The organism is Streptomyces sp. KLMMK (assembly GCF_036961605.1).
GTDB lineage: Bacteria > Actinomycetota > Actinomycetes > Streptomycetales > Streptomycetaceae > Streptomyces > Streptomyces telluris.
Map to the genome: position 1 here is coordinate 64,670 of NZ_JBAMDC010000002.1, position 17,112 is coordinate 81,781.

At 71.1% G+C, this 17,112-nt stretch carries 17 protein-coding genes; 5 read left to right on the top strand and 12 right to left on the bottom strand.

Translation table 11 applies throughout. The features are described from left to right. Window positions 1–157: 157 nt before the first annotated feature. Window positions 158–1,231, top strand: coding sequence for a tryptophan dimethylallyltransferase family protein (locus V7793_RS00840; RefSeq protein WP_335580892.1), 1,074 nt, complete (start codon window positions 158–160; stop codon window positions 1,229–1,231). A 68-nt stretch (window positions 1,232–1,299) separates the two neighbouring features. Here the strand turns inward: V7793_RS00840 and V7793_RS00845 are convergent, their stop codons facing one another. From V7793_RS00845 to V7793_RS00865, 5 genes are all read right to left on the bottom strand, one after another. Next, on the bottom strand, window positions 1,300–1,887 hold the full coding sequence (locus V7793_RS00845) for a histidine phosphatase family protein (RefSeq protein ID WP_335580893.1): 588 nt from the start codon (window positions 1,885–1,887) through the stop codon (window positions 1,300–1,302). Between the two features lie 94 nt (window positions 1,888–1,981). After that, complete coding sequence (locus V7793_RS00850) at window positions 1,982–3,592, bottom strand: pyruvate, phosphate dikinase (protein ID WP_335580894.1); 1,611 nt, start codon at window positions 3,590–3,592, stop codon at window positions 1,982–1,984. After that, the gene (locus V7793_RS00855; protein ID WP_335580895.1) at window positions 3,589–4,215 is read right to left on the bottom strand and encodes a transcriptional regulator; all 627 of its coding nucleotides are present in this window, start codon (window positions 4,213–4,215) and stop codon (window positions 3,589–3,591) included. The genes V7793_RS00850 and V7793_RS00855 overlap by 4 nt, the downstream gene beginning before the upstream one ends. 53 nt (window positions 4,216–4,268) lie before the next feature. Further along, window positions 4,269–5,075, bottom strand: a complete 807-nt coding sequence (locus V7793_RS00860; RefSeq protein WP_335580896.1) for an ABC transporter permease — start codon at window positions 5,073–5,075, stop codon at window positions 4,269–4,271. Then, window positions 5,072–6,031 (bottom strand): ATP-binding cassette domain-containing protein, encoded by a 960-nt coding sequence (locus tag V7793_RS00865; RefSeq protein ID WP_335580897.1) that lies wholly within the window; start codon window positions 6,029–6,031, stop codon window positions 5,072–5,074. The genes V7793_RS00860 and V7793_RS00865 overlap by 4 nt, the downstream gene beginning before the upstream one ends. Window positions 6,032–6,133: 102 nt before the next feature. On the opposite strand from V7793_RS00865, the gene V7793_RS00870 reads away from it, so the two are divergent. Beyond that, entirely contained in the window at window positions 6,134–7,264 is a 1,131-nt protein-coding gene (locus tag V7793_RS00870) for a TetR family transcriptional regulator (protein ID WP_335580898.1), read from the top strand. A gap of 124 nt (window positions 7,265–7,388) precedes the next feature. On the opposite strand, the gene V7793_RS00875 is transcribed toward V7793_RS00870, so the two are convergent. Then, on the bottom strand, window positions 7,389–8,495 hold the full coding sequence (locus V7793_RS00875) for a serine hydrolase domain-containing protein (RefSeq protein WP_335580899.1): 1,107 nt from the start codon (window positions 8,493–8,495) through the stop codon (window positions 7,389–7,391). Window positions 8,496–8,922: 427 nt separating this feature from the next. On the opposite strand from V7793_RS00875, the gene V7793_RS00880 reads away from it, so the two are divergent. Then, entirely contained in the window at window positions 8,923–9,264 is a 342-nt protein-coding gene (locus tag V7793_RS00880) for a hypothetical protein (protein ID WP_335580900.1), read from the top strand. A 245-nt stretch (window positions 9,265–9,509) separates the two neighbouring features. On the opposite strand, the gene V7793_RS00885 is transcribed toward V7793_RS00880, so the two are convergent. From V7793_RS00885 to V7793_RS00895, 3 genes are all read right to left on the bottom strand, one after another. Then, a complete protein-coding gene (locus V7793_RS00885) occupies window positions 9,510–9,911 on the bottom strand; it encodes a hypothetical protein (protein ID WP_168094439.1) in 402 nt (133 codons plus the stop codon). A 590-nt stretch (window positions 9,912–10,501) separates the two neighbouring features. Then, complete coding sequence (locus V7793_RS00890) at window positions 10,502–10,702, bottom strand: SCO3870 family protein (protein WP_335580901.1); 201 nt, start codon at window positions 10,700–10,702, stop codon at window positions 10,502–10,504. 293 nt (window positions 10,703–10,995) lie between these two features. Then, window positions 10,996–11,895: an MBL fold metallo-hydrolase gene (locus V7793_RS00895; protein WP_335580902.1), complete on the bottom strand. Its 900-nt coding sequence runs from the start codon at window positions 11,893–11,895 to the stop codon at window positions 10,996–10,998. A gap of 82 nt (window positions 11,896–11,977) precedes the next feature. Between V7793_RS00895 and V7793_RS00900 the strand changes: the two genes are divergently transcribed. Together V7793_RS00900 and V7793_RS00905 are read left to right on the top strand one after the other, a co-directional pair. Next, the gene (locus V7793_RS00900) at window positions 11,978–12,829 is read left to right on the top strand and encodes a LysR substrate-binding domain-containing protein (RefSeq protein WP_335580903.1); all 852 of its coding nucleotides are present in this window, start codon (window positions 11,978–11,980) and stop codon (window positions 12,827–12,829) included. 111 nt (window positions 12,830–12,940) lie between these two features. After that, window positions 12,941–13,552 (top strand): GNAT family N-acetyltransferase, encoded by a 612-nt coding sequence (locus tag V7793_RS00905; RefSeq protein ID WP_335580904.1) that lies wholly within the window; start codon window positions 12,941–12,943, stop codon window positions 13,550–13,552. Between the two features lie 53 nt (window positions 13,553–13,605). Here V7793_RS00905 and lepB read toward each other — a convergent pair whose 3' ends face one another. The 3 genes from lepB to V7793_RS00920 all read right to left on the bottom strand — a co-directional run bounded on the left by lepB (window position 13,606) and on the right by V7793_RS00920 (window position 17,111). Next, on the bottom strand, window positions 13,606–14,511 hold the full coding sequence (gene lepB / locus V7793_RS00910; protein WP_335580905.1) for a signal peptidase I: 906 nt from the start codon (window positions 14,509–14,511) through the stop codon (window positions 13,606–13,608). Window positions 14,512–14,668: 157 nt separating this feature from the next. After that, window positions 14,669–16,222 (bottom strand): MFS transporter, encoded by a 1,554-nt coding sequence (locus V7793_RS00915; RefSeq protein WP_335580906.1) that lies wholly within the window; start codon window positions 16,220–16,222, stop codon window positions 14,669–14,671. 34 nt (window positions 16,223–16,256) lie between these two features. Continuing rightward, complete coding sequence (locus V7793_RS00920) at window positions 16,257–17,111, bottom strand: tRNA-dependent cyclodipeptide synthase (RefSeq protein ID WP_335580907.1); 855 nt, start codon at window positions 17,109–17,111, stop codon at window positions 16,257–16,259. Between the last annotated feature and the right edge of the window lies 1 nt (window position 17,112).

The following is a 17,112-nucleotide window of genomic DNA, read 5'->3' on the forward strand; positions in this document are numbered from 1 at the left end:
CCTGGCTGCTCACCGAGGCGCGCCGTGGCGACGGCACCGGGCCCGTGCGGCGCCGGTGCGGCCGGCCTCCGATCCGTGAACCGACCCAGCTGAAGGAAGAATTGTGGTCAACGATCTGATACCGGTCCGACGGGCCGGTGCGGCGACGCTGGAACGCATGGCCCGGACCCTGGGTCTGGGCCCCGGCGGGGCCGGCCTCGTGGCGGCCTTCCACACCATGACCCAGTGCTGGGGCACGGCGGCCGCCGGCGAGCTTCCCCTGTCCGACGTCTCTCCCGACGGGTCGCCGATCGAGTTCGCCGCCGAACTCGACGGCGCCCACCCCGCACTTCAGTTCGCCGTCGAGCCCATGGCGCCCGGGGTGCCGGCCAAGGACCCGGCGGCGGCACGGAAGGTGATGTCGACGCTCGTCGAGCGGTACGGCGTCGACGCCGAGCGGTGGTCGGCCGTGGCCGAGGTGCTGCTGCCCGACGACGCGGCCTGTCCGCACGTCGCGATGTACGGCGCCGAGGCCCGCCGGGACGGCCCGGTCCGGTTCAAGGTCTGGTTCTACCTCGACGTCGAGGGCCCGTTGCGGAACTCCGACCTCCTCGACGCGGCGCTCGAACGCCTCGGGCTGTCCGCACGGAGGCCGGTGTTCGGGGCCCGCCCGGACGAGAGAGGCCGGGGCGTGCCCTTCCTGCTCTCCCTGGACCTGGCCGACGACGCCACCGCCCGGGTGAAGGTCTATGCCCGGCACTTCGCGGGCAGTGCCGACGAGATGGCCGCGACCCTCGCCGGCCACCCGGGCTTCCGGTCCGACGAGGTCCGGTCGCTGTGCCGGCTCGCCGGCGAGCGGCCGGACTTCAGCACCCAGCCCGCCGTGACCTGCGTGTCCCTGGCCGGCGCGGGCGGCGTGGACCGGACCCGGGCCACGCTCTACGTGCCCCTGTGGACCTACGCCCCGAACGACGCCCTCATCCGGGACCGGATGTGCCGGTTCCTCGCCGCGCAGCCCGGCGCCGTGCAGCGCTACGAACGGCTCCTGGCCGATGTGGCCCACCGTCCGCTCGACGCGGGCACCGGAGTCCACAACTACGTCTCCTGGCGGCCGGGAGGATCCGGCCTACGGCGGAAGATCTACCTCTCGCCGCAGATGCACGACGTCAACCCGCCCCTGTTCGGCGCGGGACGAAGCGACCGTACCGAGGGCCCGGCCGCCTGGACCGCGGCGGGAAGCGGACGGGCGTGACCGACCGGCGGTGACGGCGGCACCGGCGGACCCGCCACCGGCAACCGCCGGCCGCCCGCATCACGGCCTCACGGCCGCACGCCGGCCCCGAACCCCGTCCACCGCAGATCGGCAGGCAGGTGCCCCATGTCGTTGTAGAGCAGCACCGTCGGCTCCGAACCGTCGCGGTACTCGATCACCGTCAGCGCCGTGTTCCCGCAGTTCAGGCCCAGCCAGCGCACCGGGGGCGCGCCGAGGGCGTCCCGGACCAGCCAGGCCACCTGATAGGCGTGGGTGACCAGGACCTCATGCGCCTCGGTGGCGGCGGGGCGCGCGAACCTGGCGGTCAGGGCGGAGGAACGGCGCTCGGCCTCCTCGGCCTCCTGGGCGCCGTACCCGTCGAAGAACGGCGCCCAGGCCGGCGGCGCCTGCTCCGGTACGTGGGGGACGTGGTCGATCAGTTCGGGCGCCTCCAGCACATCAGCCTTCGGCAGATGGGTGCCGATGATGCCCGCGGACCGCACCGCCCTGGGCAGGGGCGAGTGCCACACCACATCGATCGGAAGGCCGGCCAGGCGCTGCCCGACCAGGTCCGACTGCTGCCGCCCGACGTCGGTCAGTTCACCGAACGGGTCCGCCGCTCCGTGCCGTACCAGGTACACATGCCGAGTTGCCATGGCCGATCTCCTTGCAGGTCGGGCTCGTGATCAATGATTCGCGCGGTGCTGTGAGGGCGGGGACCCCGTGTCGGGTGCCGCGCCGGGCGCCGGGTCAGCGGTGCCGCAGGGCGGTGTGGGCCGCGTCGAGGCGCTCGGCCTCGTCGCGCGCGGAGTGGTCGCCCGAGACGTCGTCCGCCCAGGCGAGCAGCCGGTCGAGGTGCTCGTCGGCCGCGTTCGCGACGACGCAGGGGGTGCCGAGGGCGACCTCGCCGCTGGTCCCGTCGATGGTGACGAGGGTGCCCTCGCCGACGGTGCGGCCGCCGACCGTCACGGAGCCGCCGCCGGCGTCGACGGTGAGGCCGCTGACGCCCACCACCGCGGGCTTGCCCATGGCGCGCGCGACGACCGCGGCGTGGCTGGCCGGCCCGCCCCGCGCGGTGACGATCCCGGCGGCGGCGGCGAGGCCGTGCATGTCGTTCGGAGAGGTCTCCGGCCGTACCAGCACGACCGGGGCGTCCCGGGCCATGCGCACGGCCCCTTCCGCCGTGGTCGCCACGTGCCCCACGGCGACGCCGGGACAGGCGCCGAGCCCCCGGGCGAGGACGTCGGTCCCCTCGGACGGCGTGATGCGCGGCGTACGGACAAGCCGCAGGTGCTGCGGCGAAACCCTGAGCAACGCCTCGTGACGTTCGATGACCTGCTCGTCGACGAGTTCGGCGGCCACGCGGACGGCGGCGGCGCCGACGAACCGGCCCGGCCGGACCTGCAGGATCCACAGCTCCCCGGCCTCGAAGGTGAACTCGACGTAGCAGGCGTCGCGGTAGTGCCCCTCGATCCGGCGCAGCGCGCCGAGCAGCTCCGCCCACACGCCCGGCTCCCGCTCGGCGAGCTCGCCCAGCGGCCGGGTCGTCGACCTGCCCGAGACGACGTCCTCTCCCTGGTGGCCGAACAGGACCTCGCCGTACGGGACGTTCCCCCCGGTGTTGGGGTCGCGGCTGAAGGCGACTCCGGTGCCGCTGCGGGCGTCGCGGTTCCCGAACACCATCCGCTGGACGATGACCGCCGTGCCGAGGTCGTGCGGGATGCGGTTCAGCGTGCGGTACGTGCGGGCGCGGGGCGTGTCCCACGACGAGAAGACGGCCTCCACCGCCCACTCCAGCTGGTGGGTCACGTCGTCCGGAACCGGCCGGTCGCAACGTTCCCGTACGAGATCCTCGACCGCCTTCATCGCGGCGGCGGTATCTCCGGCGTGAGCAGCCGCCGCGCCGTCCACGTCAGCAGTCGTGACCGCGGAGGCGAAGCTCGACAGGAAGCGCAGCCGTGAGTTCAGGGCGAACGGCCGGTCGCCAGTCTCGGCGGCCAGGCCCTCGGTGGCCCCGGTCGTGAGGCCGAGGTTGAGGATCGTGCTCATCATGCCGGGCATCGAGACGCCTGCCCCGGAGCGCACCGACACCGCCAGCGGCCTGTGCGGCCCGCCGAAGGCACGCCCGGTGGAGCGTTCCAGGCCGGCGACGGCCGCCGCGAGCTCGTCGTCGAGCCCGTCGGGACGGCGTCCTTCACGGAGGAAGGCACGGCAGGCGTCGGTGGTGACGACGAACCCGGCCGGCACCCGCAGCCCGAGGCGGTGCAGCAGGACCAGGCCGTGCGCCTTGCCGCCCAGCGTCTCCGCCGTCCCCTCGGCCTCGGCGGAGATCGTGCGGATCCATTGCGTCTTCCTCGTCATCGTTGGATCCCGAGGGTGGCGAGCTGGTCTTCGTGCAGCTCCGCCCACACGGTGTGGTACGACGCGGTGCTGTCGGTCACGTACTCCAGATGACCGGAGGCGGCGCGGTGGAGGGCTTCGGCGAGGCGGACGCGGTACCGGCCGAACCGGGGGAGGGCCGCGGCCAGTTCGGCGCACACGGGGGTGACGCGCCGGTCGAGGTCGGCGAACTGTTCGAGGACCTGGGCGTCGTAGGCGGAGTCGCTGTGGTCGTTGGTGCTCAGCACGTCGTCGACGTTGCGGAGCTGCCATGCGGTGCACAGGTCGAGCAGCTCCGGGTTGAGCACGAGGAACCGGTCGTAGGCCGCCGTCACGGCCCTGCGGGCACCGGCGGACTCCAGCTCACCGGTGATCCGCTCGGCGTCGGCGACGCGGCCGGCGTCCGTGAGGCCCCAGCAGGGCAGGCCGCCGGACATGCGCGTGACGAGGCCGGCGGCGCCGAGGTCGATGAGCTCGGACTCGACGTCGGACTCGTCGAGGCCCGTGACCAGATGGAGGCGGGTGAGGCTGGCGGCGCCGGCACAGCGCAGGGCGTGCAGCACCAACAGGTTCGTGTCCGTGGCGTGGGTGTGAGGCCGGTTCACGTCGTGTCCTTCTGGTATGCGGTGTGCGGAAAGGGCGTGGCGGGACGGCACCGTCACTCCTGGCGGCCGAAGGCGCGGACCGCGAGCGGGCAGAAGACGAGGAACAAGCCGGCCGACCACAGCAGGGTGAGGCCGACGCTGTTGGTGACCGGCGTCCCGTTCAGCAGGGCGCGGCAGGCGTCCATGACGTGCGTGACGGGGTTGACGTCCGCCCATGCCCGGAGCCATCCGGGCAGGGTGTCGCTCGGGGCGGCCAGGCTGCTGCCCAGCTGGAGCGGCAGGAAGGCGATGAAGCTGAACGACAGCACGGCCTCGGCACTCTTGACGAGGACCCCGATGAACACCGTGACCCAGCTGAGGCAGAACCCGAAGAGGATCGCGAGCCCGGCCGCCCCCAGCGCGTCGAGGAAGCCTCCCCGGATGCGGAACCCGAGCGCCGCGCCGATGCCGAACAGCACCGCCACGGCGATCAGATAGCGGAGGATGTCGGCCATCACGGAGCCGAGCAGCGGCGCCGTACGGCTGATCGGCAGGCTGCGGAACCGGTCGGTGACGCCGTTCTTCAGATCGAGGTTGATGGCCGACCCGGTGGAGATCATGCCGGCCAGCCCGGCGCCCATCACGAGGATCCCGGGGAAGAGGTACTGCAGGTAGTCGGCGGTGGTCCCGGCGACCGGGCGGCCGAACAGGTAGAGGAACAGGACCATGAACAGCGCCGGGGTGACGATGCCGTTCATGACCGGGCCCGGGTTGCGGGTGGTCTTCACCAGGCTGCGCCGGGCGAGCACCGCACTGTGCCGGAGGGTGGCGAAGGGACGGGGCCCGGTTTCCCCGGGGGCCTGCGGCAGGATTGTGGTCATGCTGCGGCGTCCTCGGTGCCGGCGGTGGACGCCCCGGTCAGGGACAGGAAGACCTCGTCGAGGCTGGGCAGGCGGAACGCGAGCTCGCTGAGGCCGATGCCCTGCCCCCGGAGCCGGGCGGTGATTTCGAAGAACTCCGCGTCACCGGCGACCGGCACGATGAGTTCGTGGCGGCGTGAGCGGTCGGGTTCCCGCCCCGCGACCCGGGCGACGATCGCCGCGGCGGGGCCGAGGTCGGCGGCGTCGGCCGGCCGGAGCACGATCGTGTGCCCGCCGACCTCGCGCTTGAGAGCGGCGGGGGTGCCGGACGCGATCACCCGTCCGTGGTCGATGACGGTGATCTCGTCGGCGAGGACGTCGGCCTCCTCCAGGTACTGCGTCGTCAGCAGCACCGTGACGCCGTCCTGGGTGAGCCCGCGGATCATCTGCCACAGCTCGTCGCGCTTGCCGGGGTCCAGCCCGGCCGACGGCTCGTCGAGGAACACGACCTCGGGCCGCCCCACCAGGGCGGCGGCCAGGTCGAGCCGGCGCCGCATCCCACCCGAGTAGGTGGCGACGGGCCGGTCGGCCGCGTCGTCGAGGCCGAAGCGGGACAGCAGCTCGCCGGCCCTCCGGCGGGCGTCCTCCCGCCGGAGGTCGAGCAGCCGGCCGATCATGACCAGGTTGGAGCGCCCTGACAGCTCGTCGTCGACGCTCGTGTGCTGCCCCGACAGCGCGATGCGCCGGCGGACCTGCCCCGGATCCCGCCGTACGTCGATCCCGGCCACGCGCGCTTCGCCCGCGTCGGGGCGCAGCAGGGTCGCCAGCACGCGAACGACGGTCGTCTTCCCGGCGCCGTTGGGCCCCAGCAGCCCCAGCACCTGCCCCCGGGGAGCCGAGAGGCCGACCCCGTCGACCGCGGTCGTCCGGCCGAACTTCTTGACCAGCCCGTCGACCTCGAAACCTTTGTCATCCACGCCCACGCCACACCTCGCTTCAGATGCTCATGACATTCCGATGACGCCATCATCTGGATGCCATCTGTATCATGACACGGCGGGAGCGGAAGGGGCCATGGAATGGCGAGGTTGACCCGGGCACAGCAGCAGGAGCGGACCCGCGCGGCCGTGCTGGCCGCGGCCCGAGAGGAGTTCGCCGAACACGGATACGCCGAGGCCAAGGTCGACCGGATCGCCGAGCGCGCCGAACTGACCCGAGGCGCTGTCTACTCCAACTTCACCGGCAAGCGCGCGCTCTACCTCGCGGTACTCGCCGCGGCCGCCGAGCAGGCCCGGACCGCGGCCGAACCGCCCCTCGCATCACCCGGCACCGCCGCGCAGGCACTGGGCGCCTTCGCCCGCATCTGGCTCGAACGACTGCCCTTCGCCGCCGACACACCGGGCAGCGGTCACCTCCGGCTGCGCTCGCTGACCGGAGTCCTCGACACCGAACCGGCCCGGGCGGCCCTGGCCGAACTCCTCCGGTTCGAAGCCCTGCTGCTCGCCCAGGCCCTCGAACCGCGCACCGCGCTGCGCACGGGGACGGTACGACGGGCCGAGCTCACCCTCACCCTGCTCCACGGCGCGGCGGGCCTCGCCGAGAACGCCCCCGGCGCCGGTGACCCCTTCGACCTGGCCCGCGCCGCCGAGCACCTCGCCGGCCTCCCCCTCCTCGACGACGCGGACGCGCCCCACCTTCCCTACGTCCCCCCGGCCCGGCCCGCGCGAGACGCCTGGGCGGCCCCTCGCGACCTCCACGACGAGATCACCGGCCGCCGTATCGGCCTCGACGACGACGGCGTGGTCGTCGTGCTCGGTGCCGGACGCCTGTCCGCGGCCGAGGACGCGATGCGCTCGGCACGGCCGGGCGACCGGCTGACGTTCGCCGTCGTGACCGACGACCCCGCCGAGACCGGCCGCCTGGCCCGGCTGAGGATCATCGACCTCATCGCCTGCCTACGGCGGGTCTTCGCCCCCGGGGACCTGCCGCACCCACGCGTCGTCCTCGACGAGACGGGCGCGGTGCCCGCAGCCATCGGCTGCGACCCGGCCGACGACTCCGCCGAGGTCGCGATCCGGACGCACGAGGGCCTGATCGTGGCCCGGGCGGAGGGGCGTGGGGCGGGGTATGCGGTGGCGGGGCGCGGTGCGCAGGAGGGTGGGCGGCAGCGCGGTGGAGTGAATCCGGGGAGGGCGGCGGGGGAGAGGTGACGGCGGGCGCCCCCGGGTGCCGGTGCCCTGATCGGCGACGTCGCTTCCAACTGGATCGAGAACGCCTGAGCGCTTCGCTGCGAACGCGGTCCGGGCGGGCCCTGCCCCTGCGGCCCCCTCCGGTTCAGCGGCACAGGGCCGTGTCCACGAGGCTCTCCACGCGCTTCATGGCTTCCTTGTCGGTCGGCTGCAAGGTCACCGCGACGTTGGCAGCGCGGCCGTCGTCGGTGGCGCCGCCCCGGGTCTCGTATCCCGTCGTGCTGCCGCCGTGGCCCCAGTACACGCCGGGGCGGCACGACAGCGGCGTGCTGACGAGCCCCAGTCCGTAGCGGGCGCCGGAGGCGAAGGGTTCTCCGGCGGGGACGGTGGTGCGCATCTGGGCGAGCTGGGCCTCCGGGAGGAGGCGGCCGCCGAGGAGCGCGGTGTAGAACCGGTTGAGATCGGAGTTGGTGGAGATCATCTGCCCTGCCGCCCAGCCCCAGGAGGGGTCCAGTTCCGTGCCGTCGAGCAAAGGCGCCCCTGCTGATTCCTGGTAGTAGCCCTTGGGATGCGGTTCGCGGATGGTCGCGTCACCGGGGGCCGGGAAGTAGGTGTGGCGCAGCCCGATGCGCTTGATGATGCGCTGGTCGATCTCCTCGGCGAGAGGGCGGCGCGTGACCTTCTGGACGATCAGGCCGGCCAGCACGTAGTTGGTGTTGCTGTACTCCCACTTCTTCCCGGGATCGAAGCGGGCCTTGTGCTGGAGGGCGATGTCGAGGAGGTCGCGAGGCTCGTAATGCCGGACATCGTCGCCGAGGTACTGGACGTAGTTGGGAAGCCCGCTGGTGTGCTGCAGGAGCTGGCGGACGGTGATGCGGGATCCGTCGATGCCCTCCCCGCGGACGAGGTCCGGCAGGTAGGTGTCGACCGGTGCGTCGAGGCGGATCTTCCCCTCACCGACCAGTTGCAGCACGACGACGGCGGTGAACGCCTTGGTGTTGCTGCCGATCCGCACCTGCCCGTCCCGGGGCACCTCCGAACCGGTGGCCAGGTCGCCGACCCCTGCGGTGTAGGTACGGGTGCGGCCTTCACGGTCCCGGATGCTCGCCAGCGCGGCGGGCAGGCCGTCGGAGCGCACCAGCGCGTTCAGTCCCTGCTGAACGGTGTCCGGCTTGGCGGTGGCAGACGCCGCGGGCGGCGCCAGGGCACCTACCGCCATGGCGCCGACGACCACCGCGACCGCGGCCGGCACGGCTCTACGCCGGCCACCCCGCCGCTGCCCGGACGAACGAAACCTCTGCCACGCCTGCTCACGCACGAGCCAACTCCTACGGAAGACATTGGGAAACCGGCGATCCACGTGCTGGATATGTGCCGGGCCCAACATTTCCGGATGCAACCACCTGGGACGATCCCGCTACCCGCCCAGGCCGAGGTGGGGCTACCCCCCGGTGCCGACCGACGGGATGGGGATGGGGACGGGGCCGGACGACCAGCTCCGTCCCGCACCGACGCTGCCTGGCACGGCGGGTGCCGCTGGGGTCGACCCTTTCGGCCGCTCAACATGGCGGCCGTCACCCGAACGGCGTACTCGATGTGCGGGGGCGACCAGGCCACCGTAGGGTCGTGGGTCCAGGTGTCCGCTCTGTCGAACATCTGATCCCCTCGTGGAGGTCACCATGAACCGTCGAACCTACGCCCTCGCAGTAGCCCCCATAGCCCTGCTGATCGGCCTGGCAGCCCCGGCGGCGGCCGCGGACGGCCCGCAGCCGAACACGCCCAAGGTCCCGCGAGCGGTTTGCGACACGCCGGCCAAGGACGCCGTGCTCACCGCTGAGGAAGGCATCGCGCTCAGGAAGTGCACCAACGCGAAGGTCGCCGTCAAGACCTGGCACTGGATGGGCAACTACGGCTCGCCGTACGACGTGGCCAACGCGGCCAACGGCGCGGGAATCGGCGCCGGTGAGCTCATCACCCAGGAGCACGCCAACGGCCTGCGCCCGACGTTCATGTTCTACTGATCCCCTCAGCGGAACACGCCCGCCGCGGCGGCCCACCCCGCACGACCGAGCAATGATCGCCAACCGCACGCCGTCCCGGCGTGCGGTTTTGGCGGGTCCGGCCCTTTGCGGTTCCCGTTGACCGGGAGGAGTCGGCCGTGATCGGGACGGACGACTTCGTGATTGCCGGGGTGCTGCCGGGTCGCCGCGGCGATCGGGCCCGCACAACGAAGCCCCTCTCCCGGCGACAGGAGAGGGGCGCGAGATCACTTCTTCCGGCGCTTGCGGGGCGCGGGCACGAGCGGTGCCTCGGTTTCGCGGGCGGCGGCGTAGAAGGGGGCCATGACCTCTTCGTACTGCTTGAGGGATTCGGGGCCCAGGTCAACCTCGAGCCACTTGGGCACCTGGATTTCCTTGATTTCCGTCACCGGGGAACCATCTTCGTCCACCTCCCCCGTGAGGTCCTCCATTTCCTCGGTCACCGTTACGGCGAACTTGACCGTGGTCAGATTGTCGGTCACCTCGGGGGCGAGATCGTCGAAGTCGATCCGCTGGACATAAATCGGCGTCGTGATCGTCTGACCACCGACCTCGATCGTCTTTACCCCTTCTTCCACGTTGGGCTGACCCTTGTGGGATTCGTCTACCTCAATGAATTTGGTGCCCATAGACGGCGCCACTCCTTTTTGCTGGTGTGTGCGCAAAGTCTAGTGGAGCAGGGGCTGTTGACGCCAATTCAGAGGAGCCGTCGGTCCGTCCTCGGGCGGGTGCGACTGCAGCTGGTCGGCAAGTGTACAAACCGGGTGGGCGGGGAGGGGGAGGAGCTCCCGGGAAACCGTCAGTAATGCGCCACCTGAGCTCTTTTCGTATTGGAGGAGCGGATCGGCGGAGACCGGTCGCTGTTCTCAAGAGCCGTACGGATTCATGCGCTTCGGTGAGAACTGAGCCCTACGGAAGGAAGTGCCGTCAGAAGGACGGGGCTTGATGAGCCGGCAGGACGGAACTGAACGGTCCTACGATGTCGTGCACTTCGGAGCAGGACGTCTCCATCGCCGGCAACGCCTGTCGGCTCAACTCGTGCATCACGTGATTGCGGTGCTCGGCTGCCTGGTCGGTACAGCCCGTACGACCATCCGACCCGTCGTCGTGCCGGCGGCCTCGATGACGTATGTCCCACTCCAGGGCGTGCCCGGTGAGCCGAGTGACAGGACCCACCAGACAGACCCTGCCATGGCGCCCCGCGCCATGGCCGAACGGCTCAGCTCGAGTGCGGTCGGTCAGCGCGGAACCACGTCACCACAGTCATGATCGCGGTGAAGTACGCCGTGCCGGCCACGTAAGCCACGTCCTGGACGTACTGCTCGTAGCCGTCCGCGCGCAACTGAAACGCGAAAGCCACAAGGGCGGTACCGAGCACTGCGAGCCCAGCGGACAGGGCGCCGAACGGGACTTGTTTCATTCCATGTCCTCCCAACGGTGAAACGGCCTGGTCACCGCCCACTCTACGTGTGCGCCGTCAACGCCCCTCAGGTGCCTGGCGTGACGTTTCAGAGCCGGAATCGACGCCGGTGCGCCCCGGTTCGTGTCCGCAGGGGGCCTCCCCGCCAGGACTCGTGCCGCGGCTCAGGAGTACGGATGAACCGCCGGTCGCGGGGAGCGACGTCGGTGATCGGTCCGGCGGCGCGGAGGATCACGTCGAGAGCCCGGTCCGGGGAAGCGGTGTAGAGCCCGCTGACCCAAGAAGTGCCATGGTCATAGGGGGTGTTCGGTGCACAGGCACCCCACACCTCGCTCGATCCACTCCTGACCGGCCCACTCCGGGTGGCGCTCGACCAGCAGCGCACGGACCTCGGCGACGATGCCGTCCTCGCTCATCGCCGAGTCGCGCCGCCGCCAGGTCTCGTCGCGCAGTTCGCGCAGGTAGTCGCGGACGTCGGCGAGCACCTGCGGCCCGCCTGGGTCTCCGTGACCGGGCACGATCACCTGGGATCCGGTAGCGGCGGCCGCCAGCCGTTCCATCACTGCCAGCCAGCGCACGCCGGAGACGTCCGTGTCGTACGGCGGGAACCACGGGAAGATGGCGAACTGCCCGGTCTCGGCGAGGTCTCCGGTGAACAGCACCCCGGCGTCCGGCACCTCGACGACCTGGTCGCCCTTGGTGTGGGCCGGGCCGGTGGGCCGCAGCCGTACGGTCCGGCCGCCGAGGTCCAGGTCGTACCCGTTGTCGTGGACCACGTCGGGCGTGGGCACCGTGACGCCGTCGAGGCGCCGGGCGACCGGCCCGCCGAGGCCCCGGAACATCTCCAGGTAACCCGGCCCCTTCCTCTTCAAGTCGTCCGCCTGGGCACGGTTGACCAGGTACGTGGCCCGGCCGGCGAATGCGTGCGCGCCAAAGGCGTGCTCCGGGTGGAAGTGCGTCGTGGTCAGGTACAGCCGCCGTCCCTGCGCCACCTCGGACGCGAAGGCGAGGATCTGCTCGGCGTTGGCGGTTCCCATGCCCGTCTCCACGACCAGGACAGCCTGCGTACCGCCGATGACGCCGATGTTGGGTACCAGCCCGACCCGTCGGTTCGGGATCACCAGCAGATCGGGGGCGATCTCCTGGGTACCGGCGACGTGCACGGCGGGGTCGGGCATCGGTTCGTCAGTCATGTTCCGAGTCCAACGCCCCGCAACCGCGACCGTCCAGGACCGGCTGCGTGCGGTCCATACCGTACGGGTATCGTCGCCGGTCATGGAGCTACGCACGCTGCGCTATTTCGTGGCCGTCGCCGAGGAACTCCACTTCGGCCGGGCCGCCGCCCGGCTGCACATGAGCCAGCCGCCACTGAGCCGAGCGATCAAACAACTGGAGGCCGGCGTCGGAGCCGTCCTGCTGCTCCGCTCCTCCGCGGGTGTCACGCTCACTCCGGCCGGGACGGCGCTGCTGGACGAGGCGCGCACCCTCCTCGGCCAGGCCGACCGGATACGCGTACGCGTGGCCGCGGCGGCCGGCGCCGCGACCATCACCGTCGGAATCCTCGGCGACAGCTCCGACCGGGGAGCGATGCGGCTGGCCACCGCCTACCGCCGGCGGCACCCGGGCGTCGAGGTCCGCATCCGCGAGGCCGACCTGACCGATCCGACCTGCGGCCTGCGCGCCGGACTGGTCGACATCGCCCTGACCCGCGCACCGTTCGACGAAACCGGACTGACGGTGCATCGGCTGCGTACTGACCCGGTGGGCGCCGTGCTGCGCGCCGACGATCCGCTGGCCGCCCGCCACGACCGCCTGGAGCTCGCCGACCTCGCCGACCGGCGCTGGTTCCGGTTCTCGGACGGCACCGATCCGATCTGGCAGGCGTACTGGAACGGCGGCGAGCCGCGCGAGGGACCGGTGGTGCGTGCCGTCCAGGAGTGCCTGCAGGCCGTGCTCTGGAACTCCACGGTCGGGATGATCCCGCTCGGGCACAACCCGCCCGTGGAACTGACCGTGGTACCGCTGGTCGACATGGCGCCGAGCCGCGTGGTGGCGGCGTGGAACGAGGGCGACACGAACCCGCTGATCCAGCCGTTCGTCCGGATCGCGACGGCCGCCTACCGGTAGCCGGGAGCACGTCAGGGGCGGTCAGCATGCATCAGGCCCCCGGGGCCCGGGACAGGGGCATCGGTAGAACGACCGATGTGCTGGAAAGATCTCGGGACCTACGTTGGCCGCATGCAGTCACTGAACACACCCAAGCCGATCGAGAGCGCCGACGCTCCTGAGACCACGCGCATCCTGGCCCGCGCTTTCGGGGACGACCCGATGATGCTGTGGCTCTTCCCTGACGAAGAGGGGCGTGAGGACCGCCTCGCCCAGTGGTTCGACGTCATGCTCACGCACAAGTACGGCCCTCTCGGTCACTGTGAACACACCGGCGCGGCGGCGGCCTTCTGGACACCGCCCGGCACGGCCGAGCAGCACCCGGACGAGGAGACGCTGGCCCGCATCAACGGGCTGCTGGGCGAGCACGTGGCCCGGCTGGGAGAGATGCTGGAACTGGTGGGCAAGGCGACTCCCCGGGAACCGCACTGGTACTTGGCGGTGCTCGGCGCCGACCCGGCGGCCCAGGGCAACGGCCACGGCGCCGCCCTGCTGCGTTCGGGCCTGGCGAAGGCGGACGCGGCCGGACTGCCGGCCCACCTCGAATCGTCGAAGCAATCCAACATCGGCTTCTACGAGCGATTCGGGTTCACCGTGCGGGACGAGATCCACGTACCCGGAGGCGGGCCGACCCTCTGGTCGATGTGGCGGGAGGCCCGTGGAGACGTTCACCAGTCCGGGTAAGTCGGTTGGCCGGTTGGCCGGTACGTCGACAGGCCGGTAAGCCGGTGAGCCGGTCAGTTCCGTACCGTGCCGTCGGCCTTGCGGCGGGAGAGCAGACGCCGGCGCACCAGGACCAGGGGGACGGCGCCGGCGAAGGCCACCGCAGTGGGGGCGGCGACGGCCGCCGCCTTGCCGATGCCCTTCTGGTCGAACGTGGCGGGGACGGGCAGGGTGGCCCAGCGGTCGACGGGCCAGGCGATGACGATGGCGCGGCCCACCACGTCGTCCACGGGGACGAAACCCGTGCCGTCCTCGTTGTGGTGGTAGAGGGAGTCCTGCGAGTCCTGCCGGTGGTCGCCCATCACCCACAGCCGGTCCTCGGGCACCGTGACCTTGAACTCGGCCTCCGGATTTATGCCGCACGGGGTGTTGCCGGGGAAGACGTAAGGCTCGTCCAGCGGCTTGCCGTTGACCTTCAGCGGGCCGGTGCCCTTGCACTCGACGGTGTCGCCGCCGACGCCCACGACCCGCTTGATCAGGTCCTTCTCGCCGGCGGACGGCACCAGCCCGATGAAGCTCAGCGCCCTTTGCACCACGTTGGGCTCGGGCGTCGGATGGTCCCTCATCCACTGCCCCGGGTCGTGGAAGACGACGACCTCGCCGCGCTCGGGCTTCGACCCGAACCACGGGGTCAGCTTGTCGACCAGGACCCGGTCACCCGGCTGCAGGGTGTTCTGCATCGAGTTCGAGGGGATCGAGAACGCCTGCACCAGGAACGTCTTGATCAGCAGCGCCAGCACCAGCGCGACCACGATGAGCAGGGGCAGTTCCTTCCAGAACGACCGCTGCGCCTTCGCGGACCTCCCGGTCCGTCTCCCTCTCCTCGTCCTCCCCGCCGACTCCTCGGGCCCCTCACCCGGGCCGTCCTGCTCCGGCCGCGCGCCGACCGCCACGTCTCCCGCATCCCCCACGTCGCCCACGTCCCCTCCTCGCTCCGGCCACTGCCCGCTCCGTCCGCGGTGCGGGTCCCGGATCCTGCTGGTCGAGCGGGGTGTCCGGTGATGTCACCTTATGCGAGGAGGGGTGACGGTCGTTCCGGAGACCGTGCGAACCGCCCCGGTCGGTCGCGTACCCGCCCTACCGGGCGAGTTCGTTGTCGGCCGCCACCTCGCAGGCGGTGGCCGGGGACCGGCGTGCCGACAGGCCGAGCAGGCCGAGGACGGCGAGAGCGGCCAGGGAGGTGCCGGCCACCATCCACATCGCGGTCTGCATGCCATGGGAGAAGACCTGGCCGTACACCTCGTCGACTTCCGGACCGCTGAGGGAGGTGTGCTGCCGGAGCAGCGCCGTGGCGTGCTCCGGTTCACCGACCACGGACTGCGTCCAGGGGCCGGTGGGTGCGTGGTGCTCGGCGAGTTCGGCGTTCAGGGTGCGTTCGCCCTGAAGGCGGTAGAGGTTGATGGCGGCGGCCAGTCCGATGGCTCCGCCGAGGTTGTGGAAGGTCCAGGAGGATCCGACGGCGAGTCCCGCCTGCCGCTCGGGTACGGCGGACAGTGCGGAGACGGTGGCGGGGCCGAGGATGAAGGCCCAGCCGAGGCCCATGGCCACCAGCGCGAGGACGAGGTATCCGGTGGAGGTGTCAGGGGCGATGCGCGCGAGCATCAGGGCCGAGACGGTGAACGCGGCGAAGCCGGCGGCGAGGAGCTTCCTGGGGCCGTAGCGGTCGGTCAGCCGGCCGACGCCGGGGGAGAGCGCCGCCATGACGGCGGTGCACGACAGCAGCAGTGCACCGGTGGCGTAACCGTCGTAGCTCCGTACGCCGCTGAGGTAGAGGGGCAGCAGGAACAGCACGGTGGCGTAGAAGCAGGCCAGGGCGAAGTCGGAGACGATGGCGCCGAGGAAGGCGCGGTGGCGGAAGAGCCGGAAGTCGATGATGGGGTCGGTCGCGCGGCGTTCGACGGCGTGGAAGGCGACGAGCGAGGCGGCCGCGAAGGCCAGCAGGCCCAGGGTGGGTGCGCTGGACCAGCCCCAGTGGTCGCCGAGCGTGAAGGCGAGGACCACGGCGGGGATGCCCAGGCTGATGAGGACGAGCCCGGGCCAGTCCAGACCGGGGGCGCCCTGGTCGCGGGACTCCTTGACGCTGAAGGAGCACAGGACCAGGGCGACGGCGGTGAGGGGGACGTTGAGCCAGAACACCCAGTGCCAGCCGACGGCGGAGACGATGACTCCGCCGAGCAGCGGACCGATGGCCAGGCCCAGGCCGTTGACGCCGTAGAGGGCGCCGATGGCGCGGCCGCGCTGCGACCGGGGGAAGGCGTTCTGGACGATGGCGCCCGTGGAGGTGTAGAGGACGGCTCCCGCGGCGCCTTGGAGGAACCGGAAGGCGATGAGCCAGCCGGTGCCCGGGGCGAGTCCGGCGCCGAGGGAGGCCAGGGCGAAGACGACGGTTCCGGTGTAGAGGACGCGACGCCGGCCGTAGGTGTCAGCCAGCCGCCCCATCGTCACCATGAACATCGACAGGGCGACGATGAACATGTTGACGATGAGCTGGAGGTCGGTCACGGAGGCGCCGAGATCGGCCTGGATCTGCGGGGCGGCGGTATTGACGATGGTGAGGTCGATGCAGCCGAGGAAACTGATGAGGCTGACACCGGTGAATGCCCACCACTTGCGGTCGGTCGATGCTGTCACGGTGATGTTCCCCTACACCGGGTCGAAGGGCGGTTCAGATGATGTCCTGGACGGTGGCGGCCCGCTTTTTGAACTTCAGGGAGAGCCATTCCGCCTTGCCGGGGTACGCGTCCTCGACGAACAGCCGGCGGGTCTCCGCCATGGCCACCGTCATGGGCTGCGGATAAATCACATAGTCGTATCCGCGGTGTGCCCAGGTCGGCATGATGACGGGGCATTCCTCGATGAGGTAGGACAGGCAATTCCGGGACGCCGCGGCGATATCCGCTTCCGGGTCGCGGGCGGTGAGACGGTCGAGGAACTTTCCGATGGTGCGGAGCAGGGCCTGCTGGTAGTGCGGGTCGTGCTCGTAGGCGTCCTCGATGTGCTTGCGGAACTGCGGGTAGACCGGGTCGCGCAGCGCCTCGTCCCAGCGGAGGACATCGCTGATCGCGGAGAGCCCTGCGAGTGTCTCCTCGTTGCGCTGCAGCCACTCGTCCCCCGCCCTGAGTGCGCGGTCGTAAGCGTCCTGCCGGGAAAACCCGAGATAGTTGGTGCGCTGCAGAGTATCAGCCACGGCAATGGTCAGCTGCTGAAACTCGCTGCGTTGGATGAGTTCCACTGTGGCGCGGAGTTTATCGCCCTCGTGGTAGCGCTGTCCTACGCTCACCAGCAGGACGGCCCGTTTCCCGGCGAGAGGGAGTGACTTGGCCCTTTCCCCGAAACTCGCCTTGCTGCGACCGTCCAGGACATAGGAGTGCTGGGCGAGGCCTGTGCGGCCGTTTCCGTTGAGGCCGTTGAGGCCGTTGAGGCTGTTGATTCCGGCCGTGTGGTCGGTGCCGTTGGCGCCGACGACTTCCTCGACGGTTTCCTCGATGTCATGGCCGATGCTTTTGACGTCGTTGTTCACC

What these genes read in the sequence shown, in the direction of transcription:
- V7793_RS00895 (WP_335580902.1), bottom strand. Translation starts at nt 11,895, where the DNA reads ATGACTGACGAACCGATGCCCGACCCCGCCGTGCACGTCGCCGGTACC.
- V7793_RS00870 (WP_335580898.1), top strand. Translation starts at nt 6,134, where the DNA reads ATGGCGAGGTTGACCCGGGCACAGCAGCAGGAGCGGACCCGCGCGGCC.
- V7793_RS00880 (WP_335580900.1), top strand. Translation starts at nt 8,923, where the DNA reads ATGAACCGTCGAACCTACGCCCTCGCAGTAGCCCCCATAGCCCTGCTG.
- V7793_RS00905 (WP_335580904.1), top strand. Translation starts at nt 12,941, where the DNA reads ATGCAGTCACTGAACACACCCAAGCCGATCGAGAGCGCCGACGCTCCT.
- V7793_RS00860 (WP_335580896.1), bottom strand. Translation starts at nt 5,075, where the DNA reads ATGACCACAATCCTGCCGCAGGCCCCCGGGGAAACCGGGCCCCGTCCC.
- V7793_RS00840 (WP_335580892.1), top strand. Translation starts at nt 158, where the DNA reads ATGGCCCGGACCCTGGGTCTGGGCCCCGGCGGGGCCGGCCTCGTGGCG.
- V7793_RS00890 (WP_335580901.1), bottom strand. Translation starts at nt 10,702, where the DNA reads ATGAAACAAGTCCCGTTCGGCGCCCTGTCCGCTGGGCTCGCAGTGCTC.
- V7793_RS00845 (WP_335580893.1), bottom strand. Translation starts at nt 1,887, where the DNA reads ATGGCAACTCGGCATGTGTACCTGGTACGGCACGGAGCGGCGGACCCG.
- V7793_RS00900 (WP_335580903.1), top strand. Translation starts at nt 11,978, where the DNA reads ATGGAGCTACGCACGCTGCGCTATTTCGTGGCCGTCGCCGAGGAACTC.
- V7793_RS00885 (WP_168094439.1), bottom strand. Translation starts at nt 9,911, where the DNA reads ATGGGCACCAAATTCATTGAGGTAGACGAATCCCACAAGGGTCAGCCC.
- V7793_RS00850 (WP_335580894.1), bottom strand. Translation starts at nt 3,592, where the DNA reads ATGACGAGGAAGACGCAATGGATCCGCACGATCTCCGCCGAGGCCGAG.